Genomic DNA, 16,094 nt, shown 5'->3' on the forward strand with positions numbered 1-16,094 from the left:
ATCACACTCCTGCCAAATTCTTCCGGATGTGAACCAGGATGTGCTTTGCCTCGCCATCGTTCTGACGTAGCGTTACGGCGTTACGATACCTGTCGATTTAGTTGCGGGAACCTTTGCATTTCGGCCGTTTCGGCCAGACTTCTCAAACGCGCCGCATCAAGGACGGTTCCCGTTTTTTCAGTCGGAGTAAATCATGTCCGAAAAGTTCGTTGTAGAACACAGTGAAGGCCCTGTCACACTCGCACGCCTCCAGTTTTTTGACATCAGCCAGTCAAGCCTCAAGGAAGAGCACAAGGCCTGGCTCCGGCGCCACGTCGTTCCACTGCTGCGCGGCAATGGCAGCATCAGCGTGGTCGGCCTGTCCAGCAGAAGCGGCAAGGCCGCCTTCAACAAGGCGCTGTCCAAGAAAAGGGCCACCGCGGTCCAGCTCTTCCTTGAAGAGGCCCTGCAGAAAAGTTTTCCGTTCGACCTGGTCGATGGTCTCGGGGAATCGCTGGCCGAGGAAATGGGCCAGGAAGACGGCGTCGAGGACGGCCAGTTCCGGGCGGTCATGATCTACGTGCATTCCATTCCGACACCGCCCAATCCCAAGGTCATCAAGACCCCGAAAAAGATGAAGCCGAAGCCGAAAAAGGCCTCCACCATGTGGGTCGGCATCGGTGAAAGCCACTCTGGAGATCTGGTCGCGGTCGGTCGCTACAACTGGAATGGGCGTATCTACCGGGCAAGCGCGGATGATGGCGGTTTTGTCGACTATGTCGACCTGATGGCCGATGGCTGGAAAATCGGTGGCGGTCTGGGTGGCAGCGTCGGGGCGATTGTCATCGTGGCCCATGGTGTGAAGTCACCGCATGAGTTCAACAAGAAGGGTGAATGGTCGGACTGGGACCTCGACCTGGCGATCGGCGGCAAGCTAGGCGATGTGCTGAAGGGCCTGAAAGGGATCGGCAAGATCGTCTCGACCATGGAGAAATACGAAGAACTGAGCCATGCGGCGATCGAGATCACCAAGAACAAGGGATTCGTGAAAAAGGGCCTTTACACGATCCCCATGCTGGGTGTCGGCACTGGCCTCCACGTCTGGACGGGTCGAAAATACGGTGACGTGACGGTCATCTCGACCGGCCGCACCAAGATGACCTAGGCTATCGGACATCGGGCAAGACGTGCACCACAGATCTTGCCCATCGCCGGACTGCTGACAAACTGAACAGCAAGGCCCACCGTCCGCCAGCCGGCCGGTGCCCGTATGCCGTGCAACTTGCAAAGCCGTTCACCTCAAGGGGCGTGTTTGATTGGGAAACCGATTGGTTTGCCGCAATTTTTTGTATCCGCCTAAATTCTAGGCAGCAACGCCGCGACATTGCACTTTGACACCCTTCAGAATTTTGTCATGATTGCTCAAGAAGGTAGCAGTGACAAAGGGGAGGCAATGTCGAACGACCGCACGTTTTTTAACGAAATGCTCGACGAGACCGGGGGGCCACGCCAGTGCTACTCCAGGCTTGCCAGGTGGCTGGAAGACAAACCCTCCAATTTTCTCTCCCGCAAAAGCAAAGATGCTGAAACGATTTTTCGACGCCTCGGCATCACCTTCGCCGTCTATGGCGCCGATGAGGCCACCGAACGGCTGATCCCCTTCGATCCGATCCCGCGCATCATTTCCGCGTCCGAATGGCGCCGCCTGTCGGCGGGCATTGACCAGCGGGTGCGCGCACTCAATGCCTTCCTTCATGACATCTACCATCGCCAGGAAATCCTGCGCGCCGGCAGAATCCCTGCTGACCTCGTCCTGCAGAACGAAGCTTTCCTGCCGGAAATGGCTGGGTTCACCCCGGCCCGCAAAGTCTATTCGCACATCATCGGAACGGACCTGGTGCGGGTCTCCGAGAACGAATTCTACGTTCTGGAGGACAACACCCGCACGCCGTCCGGCGTCTCCTACATGATGGAAAACCGCGAAACGATGATGCGGCTGTTTCCGGAACTCTTTCAGACCCATCACGTCGCCCCGGTCGAACAATATCCGGAGAACCTCCTGCAGACCCTGGAGAGCGTTGCCCCGGATCCGGCCAAGTCCAGCCAGACCATCGTTGTGCTGACGCCCGGAATTTACAACTCCGCCTATTTCGAACATGCGTTCCTGGCCGATTCCATGGGCGTGGAACTGGTGGAGGGCCGCGACCTGTTCGTGGATGCCGGGCATGTCTACATGCGCACGACGCGGGAACCGAAGCAGGTCGATGTCATCTATCGGCGCATCGACGACGCGTTTCTCGATCCCCTCACCTTCAATCCGGACAGCATGCTCGGTGTGCCCGGCCTGTTCGATGCCTATCGTGCCGGCAATGTCACCATCTGCAACGCACCGGGCACCGGCATTGCCGACGACAAGGCCATCTATGCCTATGTCCCGGACATCATCGAGTTCTACACCGGCCAGAAACCGATCCTGAACAATGTGCCGACCTGGAACTGCTCGCGTAGCGACGATCTGGCCTATGTGCTCGATAATCTCGAAGACATTGTTGTCAAGGAAGTCCACGGTTCAGGCGGCTATGGAATGCTGATCGGCCCGACGGCCTCCAAGCGGGAGATAGCGGAGTTCCGCAAGGTGCTTGAGGCCAATCCGTCCAACTATATTGCGCAGCCGACCCTGGCACTGTCGGCCTGTCCGACGCATGTCAATTCGGGGGTCGCCCCCCGCCATGTCGATTTGCGTCCGTTCGTTTTGATCGGCGACCAGGTGCGCATCACGCCGGGCGGCCTCACCCGCGTTGCCCTCAAGAAAGGCTCGCTCGTCGTCAATTCCAGTCAGGGCGGCGGCACCAAAGACACCTGGGTTCTGGAGGACTGAAAGACAGATGCTCGGAAGAACCGCCTCGTCCCTGTTCTGGATGTCCCGCTATCACGAGCGCGCCCAGAACATCACGCGCCTTTTGGAAGTCGCCTATCGCGGCGCCATCATGTCCCACTCCGGACAGGAACACGGCACCCATTGGACCTTCGCCCTCGCAAACACAGGATCAGAAGCCGGCTACAGGGAAAAATACGACGAACTGCAGCTTCGTCATGTCACGTCCTACATGATTTTTTCCAAGGACAATCCGACCAGCATCCGCTCCTGCCTGGAACTGGCGCGCAACAACGCACGCGCTGTGCGCACCGGGATCACGGCTGAACTCTGGGAAGCGATCAACACCACCTGGATCGAATTTGCCGAAGCCAGCCCGCAGTCGATCACCCAGGACAAGCTGCCGGATTTCCTGGCCTGGGTGAACCAGCGGGCCCATCTGTTCCGCGGTGCCTTGCTGAACACGATCTTGCGCGACGACGGCTATTTCTTCAGCCAGCTGGGCAATTTTGTGGAGCGTGCCGACAACACCGCCCGGATCCTCGACACCCAGTACTGGGCGCTTCTGCCCGATAACGACATCGTGGATGACGGCGCCATGGAGCGCTACCACTGGTCTGCGATCCTGCGCGCGCTTGGTGGCCGCCGCAGCTATCGCTTCGCTTATCCGAACTCCAGGCTCAAGGCTCACAACATCGCCGAGTTCCTGATCCTGCGAACCGAAATGCCCCGGTCCCTTGCCCATTGTTACGACTGGATCGCGGAGACGGCAGAAGACCTTGCCCAGTTCTACGGCTCAAGAGAACCCAGTCTCGATCTCGCAGCCGATCTCTCCCGGGAACTCACCGAAAAGCAGATGCGTGAAATCTATCAAATGGGTCTGCATGACTTCCTGAACGACTTCATTGGAAAGAACAACGCCTTCGCAAGACAGCTCTCCGAAGACTATAATTTTGCCTGACCCTTCAACCCGACCCGGTGCCTCATGCGACTGACCGTCCGACACACCACCCGATACCGTTATGAAACGCCGCTGGCCAACGCCATGCAGCAATTGCGGCTGACGCCGGAGAACGGTCCGACGCAAACCATCGTCAACTGGACGATCGAAGCCCCCGGGATCGAACGTGCGACCACATACAAGGATGCTTTCGACAACCAGGTTCACATGGTCTCACGCAGCGAGCCCGTCGAAGACGTTGAAATCACGGCGACTGGGACCGTCGACACGGTCGATACCAGCGGCGTCATCGGCCATGATCCCGGTGCAAGTGCCCCCAACAGGATCTACACGCGTGTCACCCCCCTCACCCAGGCCAATCAGGCAATCCGGAAGCTTGCCTCGCTCGCCGATGTCCATGACAAGATTGCCGGCTTCCATGCCCTGATGCATGCCATCCGCGACAAGGTCGACTACAAGGTGGGCGTGACGGAAACTCATGCGCCGGCCGCGTCCGTTCTGGCGGCAGGCGAAGGCGTCTGCCAGGATCACGCCCATATTTTCATCGCGGCCGCCCGCTCGCTTTCCATTCCCGCACGTTACGTGTCGGGTTACATGCTGCTGGAAGATGAACAGGCCTCCGAAGCACACCACGCCTGGGTCGAGGTGATGATCAACGGCCTCGGCTGGACCGGCTTCGACATATCCAACACAATGTGCCCCACGGATCGATATATTCGCTTGACGGTCGGCCTGGATTCCCGTTCTGCTGCGCCGATCAGGGGGATCCGTTTCGGCGGGCTGGAGGAAAACCTGCAAGTTGAGGTCGACGTGGCGCAGGCCGCGTTTCAGCAGCAACAGCAGTGACCGTCATGCTCCGGACGCCACAAACCGTTTATCTCCTGATCCAGACTGACTGAACGGTTCCCGAAGGGCATTTGCATGACATACTGCGTTGGCTTGAAACTGGATCGCGGCCTCGTGTTCGCCGCCGATACCCGCACGAATGCCGGCGTCGACAACATCGCCACTTTCAAGAAGCTGCATGTCTGGGAAGAGCCCGGGGAGCGGGTCATCACGCTGATGTCCGCCGGCAATCTGGCCGTGACCCAGGCCGTCATCTCGCTGCTGACGGAGCATATTTCCTCTGCGGAGAAAGACCGCACAACCCTGATGACCGCAAAGACGATGTTCCAGGTGGCGCGGCTGGTCGGCAGCGCCGTGCGCGAGGTCAAGGCGATTGACGGCGAGGCCCTGGCCACAAGTGCAGAGAGTTTCTTCGTCACCTTCATTCTCGGCGGCCAGATCAAGGGCGAGGAACCGCGCCTGTTCCAGGTCTACGCGGCCGGAAACTTCATCGAGGTGGGCAGCGACACGCCCTTCCTGCAGATCGGCGAGCACAAATACGGCAAGCCCATTCTGGACCGCGTGACACGGGCCGACATGCGCCTCGGAGAAGCGGCCAAGCTCGTCTTGCTGTCCTTCGACAGCACGCTCCGGTCCAACCTCTCGGTCGGCATGCCGATCGACATGCTGCTTTACAACACCGATAGCTATTCCACGGACCGTCAGGTCCGGATCGAGCAGGATGATCCCTATTTCAGGAAGCTCTCCCAGGGCTGGTCCGACAAGCTGCGCGAGGCCTTTGCCGACATCGACGAATTCGAGGTCTGAGCAACGCGCGCGCTGTCAGCGGATCGTCACAATGCGGCAGTAGAAGCGGTTCGATCAAACGGTAAGGTGCGTATCCATGAACAGTTCAGGCACTGTCACTGACCTACAGGATCTGTCCTGGACCCGCGAACCTGCACAGGAACCGCTCGAGGAGAACGACGCGGTCCAGACTGCGGTGCGCGAACTGATCAAGGCCGGCAAGCGCAATCAGGTGGTCGAGCTTCTCAAGCGCTGGGACCCGATTGACGTCATGCAGCTGATCACAAGGCTGCGCCTCAAACATGCCCGCAAACTGTTCCAGTGGCTGCCGGCAAACCCGTCCATCAAGGTGGTTGCGGAGCTGCGACCGGAATTTCGCTCCATTCTCATGGAGGAATCCACGCTTGAACAGTTTCACGACATCCTGGACGGACTGGATCCGGAAGACGCCGTCGAAATTCTGAACGAGTTTCCGGACGACGTCGCCGACGAACTGATCGCCCGCCTGAAGGACATTGACGAGATCGGCACGCGCGGCAGCTATGCCGACGACACGGCCGGCCGCGTGATGGCCCGGAAATTCGTTGCCCTGCCCGAAGATTGCACAACCGGTGAGGCCGTTGCCCAGATGCGCGCGGAAGCAGACCGCATCCGCCGCGTGTTCACCGTCTATGTCACCGACCGGGAAGGCAAGCTGACCGGGACCATCGAAGTCGGCCGGCTGCTTCTTGCCCCTGCCGACACACCACTTCGGGACATCATGAACAGGGACGTCCTGACGGTTTCTGCCGACACCGACCAGGAGGAAGTTCTGCGTGTGGCGCGAAAACGCGACATGCGCACCGTTCCGGTGGTCAGCCCGGAAGGACATCTGATCGGGCGCGTGACCCCCAAGCAGCTTACGCGCATTGCCTCGGACGAGGCCAATGAAGACATGCTGCTGATGAGCGGTGTCTCAGGGGAATCGCGGGCGGACGACACGGTTCTGAGAATCGTCCGCCGGCGCCTGCCCTGGCTGCTCGCCGGCCTGGTCGGCGCCAGTGTTGCCGCGACTGTCGTCGGTTCCTACGAGGATCAGCTGGCGGAGGCGGCGATCCTCGCCGCCTTCATCCCGGTGACCATGTCCATGGCCGGCAATGCCGGTCTTCAGGCCTCTGCCGTTGCCGTTCAGGGCATTGCCACCGGGGCCCTCTGGTCCGGCGACATTTTCTTCCGTCTGATGAAGGAACTGGCGGCAGCGTTGTTCAACGGCGCCATTGCGGGCACGATCCTGGGCTGCCTGGTGCTGATCGCCTCCTTTGTGGTTCCCTTGGAAGAGCCCATGCGCCTCGCGCTAGCAACATCCCTGTCGCTCCTGTGCGTCACCACCCTCGCCGCCATGGTCGGTGCCACGGTTCCGATCATACTCGACAAGATCGGCATCGACCCCGCCATGGCCATCGGCGTCTTCATCACCTCGTCAAACGACGTGCTCGGTGTGCTGATCTTCTTCCTGATGGCGACAACGTTCTATCTGGGGTGAGACAGGACTATTTTGCCAGCCACCAGTTCAAGCTGTTGAAATGATGAGGTCTCCTGGATCCCCGACCCTGGTGTCTTCATCATCAGCGGAATTTCGCCGAAAGGCAGCGCCCCTTGGTCATTCAATCGGACCGACAGACCGCAAGCAGAACAACCGGCAAATTCGCTTGCACGGTCCGAAGGATGAATTCAAAATCGGTGAATGAGCAAATCAGATTATGGGCTTTTATTCCCAAAGGCCGACGCGACCTGCCAGTCCTATTGCAAACGGTTGGAAGACGACGGCCATGCTGAATTGTTCATTCGCAAAGCACTGCGGGTTCACTGGAGCATGGCACTCAGCGAGTTCGGTGCCTTCTTTGAGGATTTTCCGGAAGCAAGAATGCGAGAGGTAGCGGCGCTTTACGAAAAAAAGCACCCCAACCGGACCGATCACTCATTCGCTCTCAGCCTAAGCAAAAATCTTGGAATTTCACAGAGCCAGGCAAGTGACTGGATTGGACGGTTTCACAAGCGCGGCAATGCCGGCCATCACTGTGACAGCTGAGGTCTTCGACCGATCATCTCGCGTTATGCCCATCGCACTTCACGGTGAAACCGTTTCACGCGCTGGAACAGGAACGGTGGTTCAACTGCTCTTTCTAGCTGACAGACACCTCATTGAGATTGGATCAAATGGACACGAAAATTGCGTGCGTAGAAGCAACTTCGCAGTACCCTTTCCTGCTTTTCTTTTTTGGAGTGATTGCGACTGCGGCCTACATCAAGTTGAACGAAAAACTGACGTTATTCCAGGTACTGGCGGCAGTGGTTGGCCTCAGATCGATCCGCCGTAACTGGAAAATTAACCTGATGCACGCAGCAACAATTCTCGTGCCAGGCATGCTCTGGGTCTACTTGTCTGGGAATTGCCTTGAACTGCTTAAGTGATGAGCTTTCCTGGATCCCCGCGAAAGCGGGGACCCAGGACTCTTCATCATCAACCGAATTTCCTCGAAAGGCAGTGCCCTTCACCCTTCCCTGAGAACAAGCGCGGCGGCGGCGAACTCGGTCCGCTTGTAGGCACGGATCTGGGTGGCTTCGGCGTCTTCGCCCCAACGTTCGATGTTGAAGTCCTCTTCCACGTGTGCCGCTGCCCAGACGGCATCTGCCTCCAGCCGGCCTTCCTTTAGCGCCAGCGCCAGCAAGGCCGATCCTGTCAGGCTGGTCGCCGTGTGCAAGGCGGCAAGGCGGAGCGGTGTCTCGTCGGCAATGCGGGCCCGATAAGCAGCCAGCAGCTGTTCGGATTGCGGTGCATGGATCAGGCCCTCGATCAGAACGAACCGGCCGCCCAGCAGATCCCCGGCCCAGTCCACGACCGGGTCCCAGAGGCGCCGCTGTGTCTCCACCAGGCTTTCCGGATCGTCTGCGCGATAGCAGAGCGCGTCATTGCCGGCAAACTTCGTGATATCGTCCGCGACTTCGTCAAACCGGACACTGACGGCATCCTGCGCCGAGTTGGCAATCCGCGTCAGCGGCATGTTTGCCGGATTGATTTCCTTTTCCTGCGCCTGCCACTCGGCGGCAACGGCAGATCCCAGCACCTGGTTCGGCAGCAGGAGCAGCGTTTTGCCTGGCGTCTTGACCGGGCGGCCATCCAGGTGAATGGCGTAGCCGCCGTCGACGGCAACATGCGCTGCGTCCTTGTAGAACCGCTTGGGCAATTCGCGCCGGGACAGTTCCCGGGCACGCTGTTCCGGATCCTTCGCCGCGTCTTCCTGCAAAACTTCAAGAAAGTCACGCATCAGATTGTTTCCTTGTCGAATTTCAGAATGTCCCTCAGAGCCTCATCCAGGTCTGAGTAAGAGCTGATAATGCGGTCAGCACCATTTTCCCGAAGGCGGGAATGATCGTGATAGCCCCAGGTCACCCCAAGTGCATGCGCCCCGGCAGCCTTTGCCATGGCCATGTCAAAACCGGTGTCACCAATCATTACGGTGTGCTCAGGTGCAACAGCTGTCTCCGCCATCGCCTGGTGCACCATGTCCGGATGTGGCTTCGACGGCGAGGTGTCCGCCGTCTGGATCGTTGCAAAGCGTCCATGCAGATCATGCTTGTCGAACATGTGCCGTACCCCGCGCATGGCTTTTCCGGTGGCAATCCCCAAGAGGATCTCGTCACGGCCATGCAGCCTGTCAACCGCCTCGCGCGCACCCGGATAAAGCGGATCCAGATCCAGTCCCTGTTGCCGCCGGCTGACTTTGGCCTGCCGGTAAGCGGCTGCCATGGCGGGCACCTTGTCCGCCTGCTCCGGACCGACCAGATCCAGAAAGGCTTCCTCCAGCGACCGGCCGACAATGGACAAAGCCGTTTTCCTGTCCGGCATCTCCAGACCGACCGCTTCAAATCCCACCTCAAGGCCGTGCAGGATCGTGTTCTGGCTGTCTACCAGCGTGCCGTCGACATCAAACAGGATCAGATACATGAAGGACCTGGCTTTGGGGCTGTTGCGGCCCGCATGTGCAGGGTTTCGCGGGAAACGTCAAGATCTGCCTGTGAAAGTTCACCTGTTGAAACAAGGAGCGCCCTCCCCGCATATCCAAACACGCAGATCATGCTCCAACGCCAAAACGGTGACCAACAGGAAATCGGTCGCCCAAAACATCTACGGGGCAATTCTCGTCAGACGATCGTTCCAATTCACGCCTGATCCTAGTACTTTTAACAATAGGCAAAGATTACCGGCATTAACCTTCAATTAACCGCCAATCTTTGGATATCGACTATTTTGGGCAGGCGCCCGAAAATTGCCTCTTTATCTTGGGAAACGAACACACGATCCGGCGCTTCAGGATTGGTTAACCACGTTTCTAAACGCACTGGTTACCTTAACGGCTGATAATCATAAGCGCGGGTGGGCACGATCGTTTGGGGCAAGCTTGTCACCAAAACATACGAATTGACACACGCGGCCATGACAGGCTGCGCGACAGAATGGTTTTGTCTGAATGCTAGGGAAAAAACGGGAAACCAGCCGGCAAAAAGGTCACGCGATGCGCAAGGGCGACCGGACCTTCTATGCTGTGCTTGCAGGCGCAACCCTGCTCATGTCCGGCCTTGCGGCCACGGTTGTCGGGATCGGAGCAACCCTGTCTCCGACACATCTGTCGGCCGACAAGGCCCCTTCCCGCAGCCTGACACTCACGCAGATTGAAACGCCCCCCTTCAACGCCGGCTCAGAGACGCTGCAGGTGCAGGTCGCCGCAGCCGCAAGGGCGCCCCTTGCCGGCGGAGGCCTGGCGCAAGCCTCCATCGATCTCCTGGAGGTCGAGCGGCAGAAGGCGGACGCAGCCCGGCAGGCAGCCAAGTCTGCCCTGGCGGTGAAACTTGCCAGATTGAAGCTGGCGCGGTCCCTGCTTGCTGCCCAGGCTCGCACACAAGCAGAACAGCCTAATCAGTTCGCTGAGACAGAACACAATCTGCCGGCGCCGACGATAACGGTCGCGGCGCTGCAAACGGTCGGCACCGCCGCCTCGGCGACAGTTAACGTGAAAGCCGCCCCGGCAACGAACCTGGTCGCCGGCCTTTCCACATCGGTTCCGGACAAACCGGGCGCAATTGTTCCACCGCCACCAGGTGCCAAACCGGCCGCGCCGCGCCGTGTGGCCAGCGCAGACAAGCCGCGCCGCACAGCCAAGCCGGAAGATGCGTCTCCTGTTCTGGCCTATGCCCGCCCGGGTAACCCGGAAGACGACGAAAACGGCGTTTTTGGCGGCCTCGGAAAACTGTTCAGCGGACCGAAGGGTATGCCGGGTCCCGCCAGCAAGGTCGCTGTCTACGACATCAGCGCCGCGACGGTGCATATGCCCGACGGCACCAAGCTGAAGGCACATTCCGGCATTGGTCACCGGATGGACAATCCGAAATACGCCTATGTGAAAAATCTCGGCCCGACCCCGCCGAATATCTATCGCCTGCGCATGCGGGAACGGCGGTTCCATGGCGTTGAGGCCATCCGCATGCTGCCCCAGGACCGGGCTGCCATGAAAGGGCGCGACGGCATGCTCGCCCACACTCCCCTGCTCCGCAATTCCAAGGGCTCTCATGGCTGCGTTGCCTTCCGCGACTACAACAAGTTCCTGAAAGCGTTCAAGGCCGGCAAGGTCAAGACCATGATCGTTGTGCCGTCCATGGAAAAGCTGCCCACCTATCTGGCCAAGCTGAACCGGGGCGCAGGCGCCTAATCGCCTTGCGGCGGCGGCCCGGATTGGCTATGCCCGAAAGGCACATGCCATTCCTGCCCCGCCGGAGGTCTTCTTGACCAAGATCCTTATCTTTCTGCTGTTTCTGGTCGCCGCCGTTCAGGTCATCAAACCGATCGGCTGGCCGGGCCTCAAACAGCGAAAGGACGCCTGGAAGCTTGTCGCCGGGGTCGTTGGGGTGACCATAGCTTCCGTGATCCTGACCGCCCTGTTTCAGGGTCTCTGAGAGCCGACCAGGAGCTGGTATCCCACGCCATGACCACGCCTATCCTTCACCTGTTGTGCGGCAAGGTTGCCTCCGGAAAGTCAACGCTGGCCGACAGGCTTGGCGATGCGCCCGGCACCATGGTGCTGCGCGAGGACGCCTGGCTCGCAGGTCTCTTCGGCGAGGAGATGCGCACGCTCAGGGATTTCGTGACCTATTCCAGCCGGCTCCGGCGCACCATGGCGCCTCACATCATCGCGCTGCTGGAAAACGGCACATCAGTCGTGCTCGATTTTCAGGCCAACACGATTGAGGCGAGGCTCTGGATGAAGGAACTGATCGAAAAGTCGGGATGCACGCACCGGCTCCACGTTCTCGACATTCCGGACGCGGTCTGCAAGGAGCGGCTCAGGCAGCGGAACGCTGCCGGCACACACCAGTTTTCGGTGACAGAAGACCAGTTCGACCGGATCAGCGCCCATTTCCAGCGCCCGACGGACGACGAGGGTTTCACCCTCGAAATCCATCACATCGCGGATTAGGGCTCTGACCCTATTCCTTACCGCTTGTTGAGCGCATCGTCCGGATCATCGACTTCCGGATCGTAGTCCGTTGCATCGAACCCGAGCAGGTTCCAGGTCTGCTGCATATGCGGCGGCAGAGGCGCGGACACATCGATCTGGCCATGACCGGAGGGATGCGGGATCACGATCCGGCGGGCGAGCAGATGCAGCCGGTTCTGAATGCCGCCCGGCAGCTCCCAGTTCTCGATGTTGAAATACTTGTCGTCGCCAATGATCGGGTGACCGATATGCGCGGCATGGGCCCTGAGCTGGTGGGTCCGGCCGGTGACAGGCTTCATCGTTACCCAGGACAGCTTCTGTCCGGATTTCTCAAACACCGAATAAAGCGAGACGGCGTGCTGGGCATCGTCGTCGCCCTGACGCACGACCTGCATGCGTTCATCGCCTTCATTGCGGGCCAGGAAGGTCGAGATGCGGCCCTGGAACGGCTTCGGCACGCCGGCCAGCATGGCCCAGTAGATCTTGCGCGTGTTGCGGTGACGGAACGCCTTGGTGAGTTCCTGCGCCGCCTGGCGTGTGCGCGCCACCAGAATGATGCCGGAGGTCTCCTTGTCGAGCCGGTGCACAAGGCGCGGCTTGTTGCCCTTGCGGTCGGCAAAGGCTTCCAGCATGCCGTCCAGATGACGCTTCAGGCCGGAACCGCCCTGGACTGCCAGACCTGCCGGCTTGTTCAGGACCATCACCTGATTGTCTTCAAACAGCAGCATGTCCTCGATGGCCTTGCGGTCATCGGCAATCAGCTTAGTCGATTTCGGACGGGCGTTTTTCTTGTCATCCGCAGGCAGATCGACGCCGAGCGGCGGAATGCGGATCAACTGGCCCTTGGCGATGCGGGTGTTGGTCTCGGCACGCTTGCCATCGACGCGCACCTGACCGGTGCGCAGCAGCTTCTGCAGTCGGCCGAAGGCGAGCCCCGGATAGTGGGACTTGAACCAACGGTCGAGGCGCATGCCCGCCTCGTCGGCGGTCACTTTGATCTGTTCAATCGCGGACATATTGTTCTCAGTCTTGGCTTGCGGGCCTGTCGCCGCGCAAATCCCCGGCCACCGCGGACATGCGGGGCAAAATCATTCCGCTGCGTATAGGCGGAATCGCTGCGGAAAGAAAGCAGTTCTTAGCTAGCAACGTGCCGCATGATCATGAGACCGGCGAAAACAGCCCCGATGGAGAGGAGAACAGAAGCCAGAACATAGACCAGGGCCAAATGGGTGTCGCCCCGTTCCCAAAGGACCGACGTGTCCAGGGAAAACGCCGAGAAGGTGGTGAAGCCTCCCAGGAAACCGGTGGCGAAGAAGTACCGCAAGGATTGCAGGTTTCCGGTTTCATGTTTCACCAGCCAGCCGATGAACAGGCCCATCAGCAGAGAACCGACCACGTTGACGGTGAACGTACCGACCGGAAACCCCAGGCCGAACAGCCGCACCGAAAGCAGCGACACCAGATGGCGCCCCCCTGCCCCGAGACCGCCGCCAAGCATGACCAGAAGGAGATGTTTCAAACCCGCGCCCCATATCCGTTGAATTTGTCATCCCGGCCAAGCGCAACGCAGAGCCGGGATCCAGTATTCACTTGATTATCGAGTCGGACAACAAAAGCGTCGGGGTACCGGATCCCGGTCTTGCTGCTGCGCGTCAGACCGGGATGACAAGAGTAGGCTATTCGCCCGGCGCAGCGGGCTTCTGCTCAACCGGCTGTCCCAGCTTCTCGAACACCTTGACCTGCTCGTCATATTTCGGGTCGATCGTGCCGCAGACCCGGTCCCAGAACGAGAAGAAATTGGCGAAATTGTACTTGAACCGGGAATGATGCTGGTCGTGGAAGGTGACGCAGACCATGGGCGACGGCATGCGCGACATGGGCGAGGCCCAGAACTCGAAACCCGAGTGACCGATGGTGCCGTTGAAATGATCCCACAGGCGGTGAACGATCAGCACCGGGATCGGAATCGGCAGGAAGATCACGGCCCACAGGTAATAGCTCTGCATCACGAAGGCATCGACCAGATCGTCGGAATAGGTGCTCCAGACGGTCGGGGCGACCGAGCGGTGATGTTCGGCGTGAAAGCGGTAGAGCCACTTGGTGTGCATCAGCCGATGGCCCCAGTAGAACCAGGTGTCGAAGGCAATGATGGACACCACGAACATCAGGATGGCCGACCACCAGGTCAGTTCCAGCGGTGCTACCAGCGTCCAGCCTTTCATCGACAGGAAAATCCCGCCTGCCAGGCAGCCGGCGGTCACCGTCAACGACCAGACGCTCGCGCGGATTTCCTTCCACATGCGCTTTTCGCCGCGCCGGTTCTGCTGAATACGCCGCTCCGGGTGGCGGTTCTGGATCTGCACCAGCACCCAGCCGGTCGCAAAATACAGAAACACGTTCACGCCGTAGCAAGCCGCATAGATCGGCAAAAACTCAAGCAATACTGTCAGCGCTTGATCAAGCATGTCTTGTCTTACATCCAGTTGGTCGGTTGGCTGACACGGCCAAAAGCGTGCGGGCTACCCGGTTGTCTTGAGGTCAGGCCTTGACCTTGGTTTCTTCCGTGTCCGGAATCTCGCCGGTCTCTTCCATCGACTTCACCAGCGCATCATATTTCGGATGCACCGTGCCGCAGACCCGGTCCCAGAACGAAAAGAAGTTACCGTAATTGTAGTGGAACTGCGAATGATGCAGATCATGGAAGGTCGTGCAAATCAGCGGTGACGGGAAACGCGACGATTTCGACGCGAAATATTCAAACCCCGAATGACCGACCATTCCGGAAATCTGGTCGAACAGCCGCAGCGCGAACACGCTCAGGGCCGGCACCGGCAGCACGAACCAGACCAGAAAATAGAAAAAGTGCTCAATCAGAGTATCCACCGTGGTGGAGGAGTCGTTGCTCCAGGCGGTCGGGGCGATCGAGCGGTGATGCGGCACATGAAACTTGTAAAGCGCCGGCACATGCAGCAGCCGGTGTCCCCAGTAGAACCAGGCATCGAACAGAACGAAGCAGACCGCGAACATCAGCGGAAACGACCACCAGCTGAGCTCCAGCGGCGCGAACAGTACCCAGCCTCGCAGCTGCGCAAAAAAGCCGGCGGACATCAGCACGGAGGATGTTGCCAGCGCCGACAGCGATGCCTTGATCTCCTCCGCCTGGCGTTTCATCCCATCGCGGTGTTTCTGGATGCGCCGTTCCGGATGGCGCGCATTGATCGCCAGCAACGTGAACCCGGTCGCGAAATAAACCGCCACCATCGCAAGGTAGGTCAGCGCGAACACGACCAGATAGTCAACCAGAAGCTCCATCACGCCTGATCCCTCTTGCCGGCATACAGCTCCTCAAAGCCTTCGACCCGATCGTCATAAGTGGGGTGAATGGTGCCGCAGAACCTGTCCCAGAAGGAAAAATAGTTGGCGTAATTATAGACGAAATACTGGTGATGCTGGTCGTGGTAGAGCGTGCACAGCAAAGGCCAGGGTTTGCGCGCGCTCGGGCTTGCAAAATGCTCATAGCCGCAATGACCGATCGCCGCGGAGACCTGGTCGAAGAGCCGGTGCCCCAGGAACACCAGCGGCGGCATTGGAACAACGAACAGCACCAGCGCGTAATAGGAATGCGCAAACAGCGTATCGACGCTCGAGCCGGCATCATTGGACCAGACCGTCGGTGTGACTGTCATGTGATGCGGTTTGTGGAACCGATAGAACAGCTTGGTGTGCAGGATCCTGTGTCCCCAGTAGAACCAGGTGTCGTGCAGCATCAGGGACAAGACGAAGAACAGCGGCACCGACCACCAGGACAGCGCGACCGGCTCAAACAGCGTCCAGCCGCGCATCTGGGCATAGAGACCGATCGACAGACAGCAACTGGTGATCGACAGCTGCACCATGGAGGAGCGGATATCTCTCAGCGCATCATGGGTCGGCTCGCGCTTCTGGATCTTTCTGTCCGGGTGCCGGCGGTTGAGCAGCGTCATCGTGATCCCGGTGGTGAAAAGGATCACCAGGCTTGCGGCATAGAGACAGCCGAAAAGGGCCAGAAAGGCCAGCGGGCCACGCCCGACACTATCGAAGAAAAAATCCATTCAACTGACAATCCGTGGCTACTGCA

The 16,094-nt window shown here is 59.4% G+C and carries 18 protein-coding genes; 11 read left to right on the forward strand and 7 right to left on the reverse strand.

Annotated elements, in window-relative coordinates; genetic code table 11:
* Positions 1 to 193: 193 nt before the first annotated feature.
* The 8 genes from CHH27_RS07665 to CHH27_RS07700 all read left to right on the forward strand — a co-directional run bounded on the left by CHH27_RS07665 (position 194) and on the right by CHH27_RS07700 (position 7,898).
* Positions 194 to 1,144 (forward strand): OmpA family protein, encoded by a 951-nt coding sequence (locus CHH27_RS07665; RefSeq protein ID WP_094071064.1) that lies wholly within the window; start codon positions 194 to 196, stop codon positions 1,142 to 1,144.
* Positions 1,145 to 1,432: 288 nt separating this feature from the next.
* Complete coding sequence (locus CHH27_RS07670) at positions 1,433 to 2,857, forward strand: circularly permuted type 2 ATP-grasp protein (RefSeq protein ID WP_094074589.1); 1,425 nt, start codon at positions 1,433 to 1,435, stop codon at positions 2,855 to 2,857.
* A 7-nt stretch (positions 2,858 to 2,864) separates the two neighbouring features.
* A complete protein-coding gene (locus CHH27_RS07675) occupies positions 2,865 to 3,815 on the forward strand; it encodes an alpha-E domain-containing protein (RefSeq protein ID WP_094071065.1) in 951 nt (316 codons plus the stop codon).
* Between the two features lie 24 nt (positions 3,816 to 3,839).
* Entirely contained in the window at positions 3,840 to 4,661 is an 822-nt protein-coding gene (locus tag CHH27_RS07680; RefSeq protein ID WP_094071066.1) for a transglutaminase family protein, read from the forward strand.
* Between the two features lie 75 nt (positions 4,662 to 4,736).
* Positions 4,737 to 5,468, forward strand: coding sequence for a proteasome-type protease (locus CHH27_RS07685; RefSeq protein ID WP_094071067.1), 732 nt, complete (start codon positions 4,737 to 4,739; stop codon positions 5,466 to 5,468).
* Between the two features lie 76 nt (positions 5,469 to 5,544).
* Complete coding sequence (mgtE, locus tag CHH27_RS07690; RefSeq protein ID WP_094071068.1) at positions 5,545 to 6,969, forward strand: magnesium transporter; 1,425 nt, start codon at positions 5,545 to 5,547, stop codon at positions 6,967 to 6,969.
* Between the two features lie 201 nt (positions 6,970 to 7,170).
* Positions 7,171 to 7,515: a hypothetical protein gene (locus tag CHH27_RS07695; RefSeq protein ID WP_094071069.1), complete on the forward strand. Its 345-nt coding sequence runs from the start codon at positions 7,171 to 7,173 to the stop codon at positions 7,513 to 7,515.
* A 128-nt stretch (positions 7,516 to 7,643) separates the two neighbouring features.
* Positions 7,644 to 7,898: a hypothetical protein gene (locus CHH27_RS07700; protein WP_094071070.1), complete on the forward strand. Its 255-nt coding sequence runs from the start codon at positions 7,644 to 7,646 to the stop codon at positions 7,896 to 7,898.
* An 80-nt stretch (positions 7,899 to 7,978) separates the two neighbouring features.
* On the opposite strand, the gene CHH27_RS07705 is transcribed toward CHH27_RS07700, so the two are convergent.
* Both CHH27_RS07705 and CHH27_RS07710 read right to left on the reverse strand, forming a co-directional pair.
* Positions 7,979 to 8,752, reverse strand: a complete 774-nt coding sequence (locus CHH27_RS07705) for an ATP12 family chaperone protein (RefSeq protein WP_094071071.1) — start codon at positions 8,750 to 8,752, stop codon at positions 7,979 to 7,981.
* On the reverse strand, positions 8,752 to 9,432 hold the full coding sequence (locus tag CHH27_RS07710; protein ID WP_094071072.1) for an HAD-IA family hydrolase: 681 nt from the start codon (positions 9,430 to 9,432) through the stop codon (positions 8,752 to 8,754). Before CHH27_RS07710 ends, CHH27_RS07705 begins: the two co-directional genes overlap by 1 nt.
* Before the next feature lie 523 nt (positions 9,433 to 9,955).
* On the opposite strand from CHH27_RS07710, the gene CHH27_RS07715 reads away from it, so the two are divergent.
* From CHH27_RS07715 to CHH27_RS07720, 3 genes are all read left to right on the forward strand, one after another.
* On the forward strand, positions 9,956 to 11,191 hold the full coding sequence (locus tag CHH27_RS07715; protein ID WP_247646204.1) for a tlde1 domain-containing protein: 1,236 nt from the start codon (positions 9,956 to 9,958) through the stop codon (positions 11,189 to 11,191).
* 73 nt (positions 11,192 to 11,264) lie between these two features.
* A complete protein-coding gene (locus CHH27_RS27930; RefSeq protein WP_198338376.1) occupies positions 11,265 to 11,435 on the forward strand; it encodes a hypothetical protein in 171 nt (56 codons plus the stop codon).
* Positions 11,436 to 11,464: 29 nt separating this feature from the next.
* Positions 11,465 to 11,956, forward strand: a complete 492-nt coding sequence (locus CHH27_RS07720) for an ATP-binding protein (protein WP_094071073.1) — start codon at positions 11,465 to 11,467, stop codon at positions 11,954 to 11,956.
* A gap of 17 nt (positions 11,957 to 11,973) precedes the next feature.
* Here the strand turns inward: CHH27_RS07720 and CHH27_RS07725 are convergent, their stop codons facing one another.
* The 5 genes from CHH27_RS07725 to CHH27_RS07745 form a co-directional block, all read right to left on the reverse strand.
* Entirely contained in the window at positions 11,974 to 12,993 is a 1,020-nt protein-coding gene (locus CHH27_RS07725) for an RluA family pseudouridine synthase (protein WP_094071074.1), read from the reverse strand.
* 119 nt (positions 12,994 to 13,112) lie between these two features.
* A complete protein-coding gene (crcB, locus tag CHH27_RS07730) occupies positions 13,113 to 13,496 on the reverse strand; it encodes a fluoride efflux transporter CrcB (protein WP_094071075.1) in 384 nt (127 codons plus the stop codon).
* A gap of 157 nt (positions 13,497 to 13,653) precedes the next feature.
* Positions 13,654 to 14,442 (reverse strand): sterol desaturase family protein, encoded by a 789-nt coding sequence (locus CHH27_RS07735; protein WP_094071076.1) that lies wholly within the window; start codon positions 14,440 to 14,442, stop codon positions 13,654 to 13,656.
* 73 nt (positions 14,443 to 14,515) lie between these two features.
* Positions 14,516 to 15,289 carry a sterol desaturase family protein gene (locus tag CHH27_RS07740; protein WP_094071077.1) on the reverse strand — a complete coding sequence of 258 codons (774 nt, stop codon included), beginning with the start codon at positions 15,287 to 15,289 and terminating at the stop codon, positions 14,516 to 14,518.
* Positions 15,289 to 16,068 carry a sterol desaturase family protein gene (locus CHH27_RS07745; protein ID WP_094071078.1) on the reverse strand — a complete coding sequence of 260 codons (780 nt, stop codon included), beginning with the start codon at positions 16,066 to 16,068 and terminating at the stop codon, positions 15,289 to 15,291. The genes CHH27_RS07740 and CHH27_RS07745 overlap by 1 nt, the downstream gene beginning before the upstream one ends.
* Positions 16,069 to 16,094 lie beyond the last annotated feature (26 nt).

Origin of the sequence: Labrenzia sp. VG12, from assembly GCF_002237595.1 — a bacterium.
GTDB lineage: Bacteria > Pseudomonadota > Alphaproteobacteria > Rhizobiales > Stappiaceae > Roseibium.

Coding starts and splice junctions, on each gene's coding strand:
- CHH27_RS07670 (WP_094074589.1), top strand. CDS start 1,433: ATGTCGAACGACCGCACGTTTTTTAACGAAATGCTCGACGAGACCGGG.
- CHH27_RS07695 (WP_094071069.1), top strand. CDS start 7,171: ATGAGCAAATCAGATTATGGGCTTTTATTCCCAAAGGCCGACGCGACC.
- CHH27_RS07705 (WP_094071071.1), bottom strand. CDS start 8,752: ATGCGTGACTTTCTTGAAGTTTTGCAGGAAGACGCGGCGAAGGATCCG.
- CHH27_RS07685 (WP_094071067.1), top strand. CDS start 4,737: ATGACATACTGCGTTGGCTTGAAACTGGATCGCGGCCTCGTGTTCGCC.
- CHH27_RS07665 (WP_094071064.1), top strand. CDS start 194: ATGTCCGAAAAGTTCGTTGTAGAACACAGTGAAGGCCCTGTCACACTC.
- CHH27_RS07745 (WP_094071078.1), bottom strand. CDS start 16,068: ATGGATTTTTTCTTCGATAGTGTCGGGCGTGGCCCGCTGGCCTTTCTG.
- CHH27_RS07740 (WP_094071077.1), bottom strand. CDS start 15,289: ATGGAGCTTCTGGTTGACTATCTGGTCGTGTTCGCGCTGACCTACCTT.
- CHH27_RS07725 (WP_094071074.1), bottom strand. CDS start 12,993: ATGTCCGCGATTGAACAGATCAAAGTGACCGCCGACGAGGCGGGCATG.
- CHH27_RS07680 (WP_094071066.1), top strand. CDS start 3,840: ATGCGACTGACCGTCCGACACACCACCCGATACCGTTATGAAACGCCG.
- CHH27_RS07675 (WP_094071065.1), top strand. CDS start 2,865: ATGCTCGGAAGAACCGCCTCGTCCCTGTTCTGGATGTCCCGCTATCAC.
- CHH27_RS07735 (WP_094071076.1), bottom strand. CDS start 14,442: ATGCTTGATCAAGCGCTGACAGTATTGCTTGAGTTTTTGCCGATCTAT.
- CHH27_RS07715 (WP_247646204.1), top strand. CDS start 9,956: ATGCTAGGGAAAAAACGGGAAACCAGCCGGCAAAAAGGTCACGCGATG.
- CHH27_RS07710 (WP_094071072.1), bottom strand. CDS start 9,432: ATGTATCTGATCCTGTTTGATGTCGACGGCACGCTGGTAGACAGCCAG.
- CHH27_RS07700 (WP_094071070.1), top strand. CDS start 7,644: ATGGACACGAAAATTGCGTGCGTAGAAGCAACTTCGCAGTACCCTTTC.
- mgtE (WP_094071068.1), top strand. CDS start 5,545: ATGAACAGTTCAGGCACTGTCACTGACCTACAGGATCTGTCCTGGACC.
- CHH27_RS07720 (WP_094071073.1), top strand. CDS start 11,465: ATGACCACGCCTATCCTTCACCTGTTGTGCGGCAAGGTTGCCTCCGGA.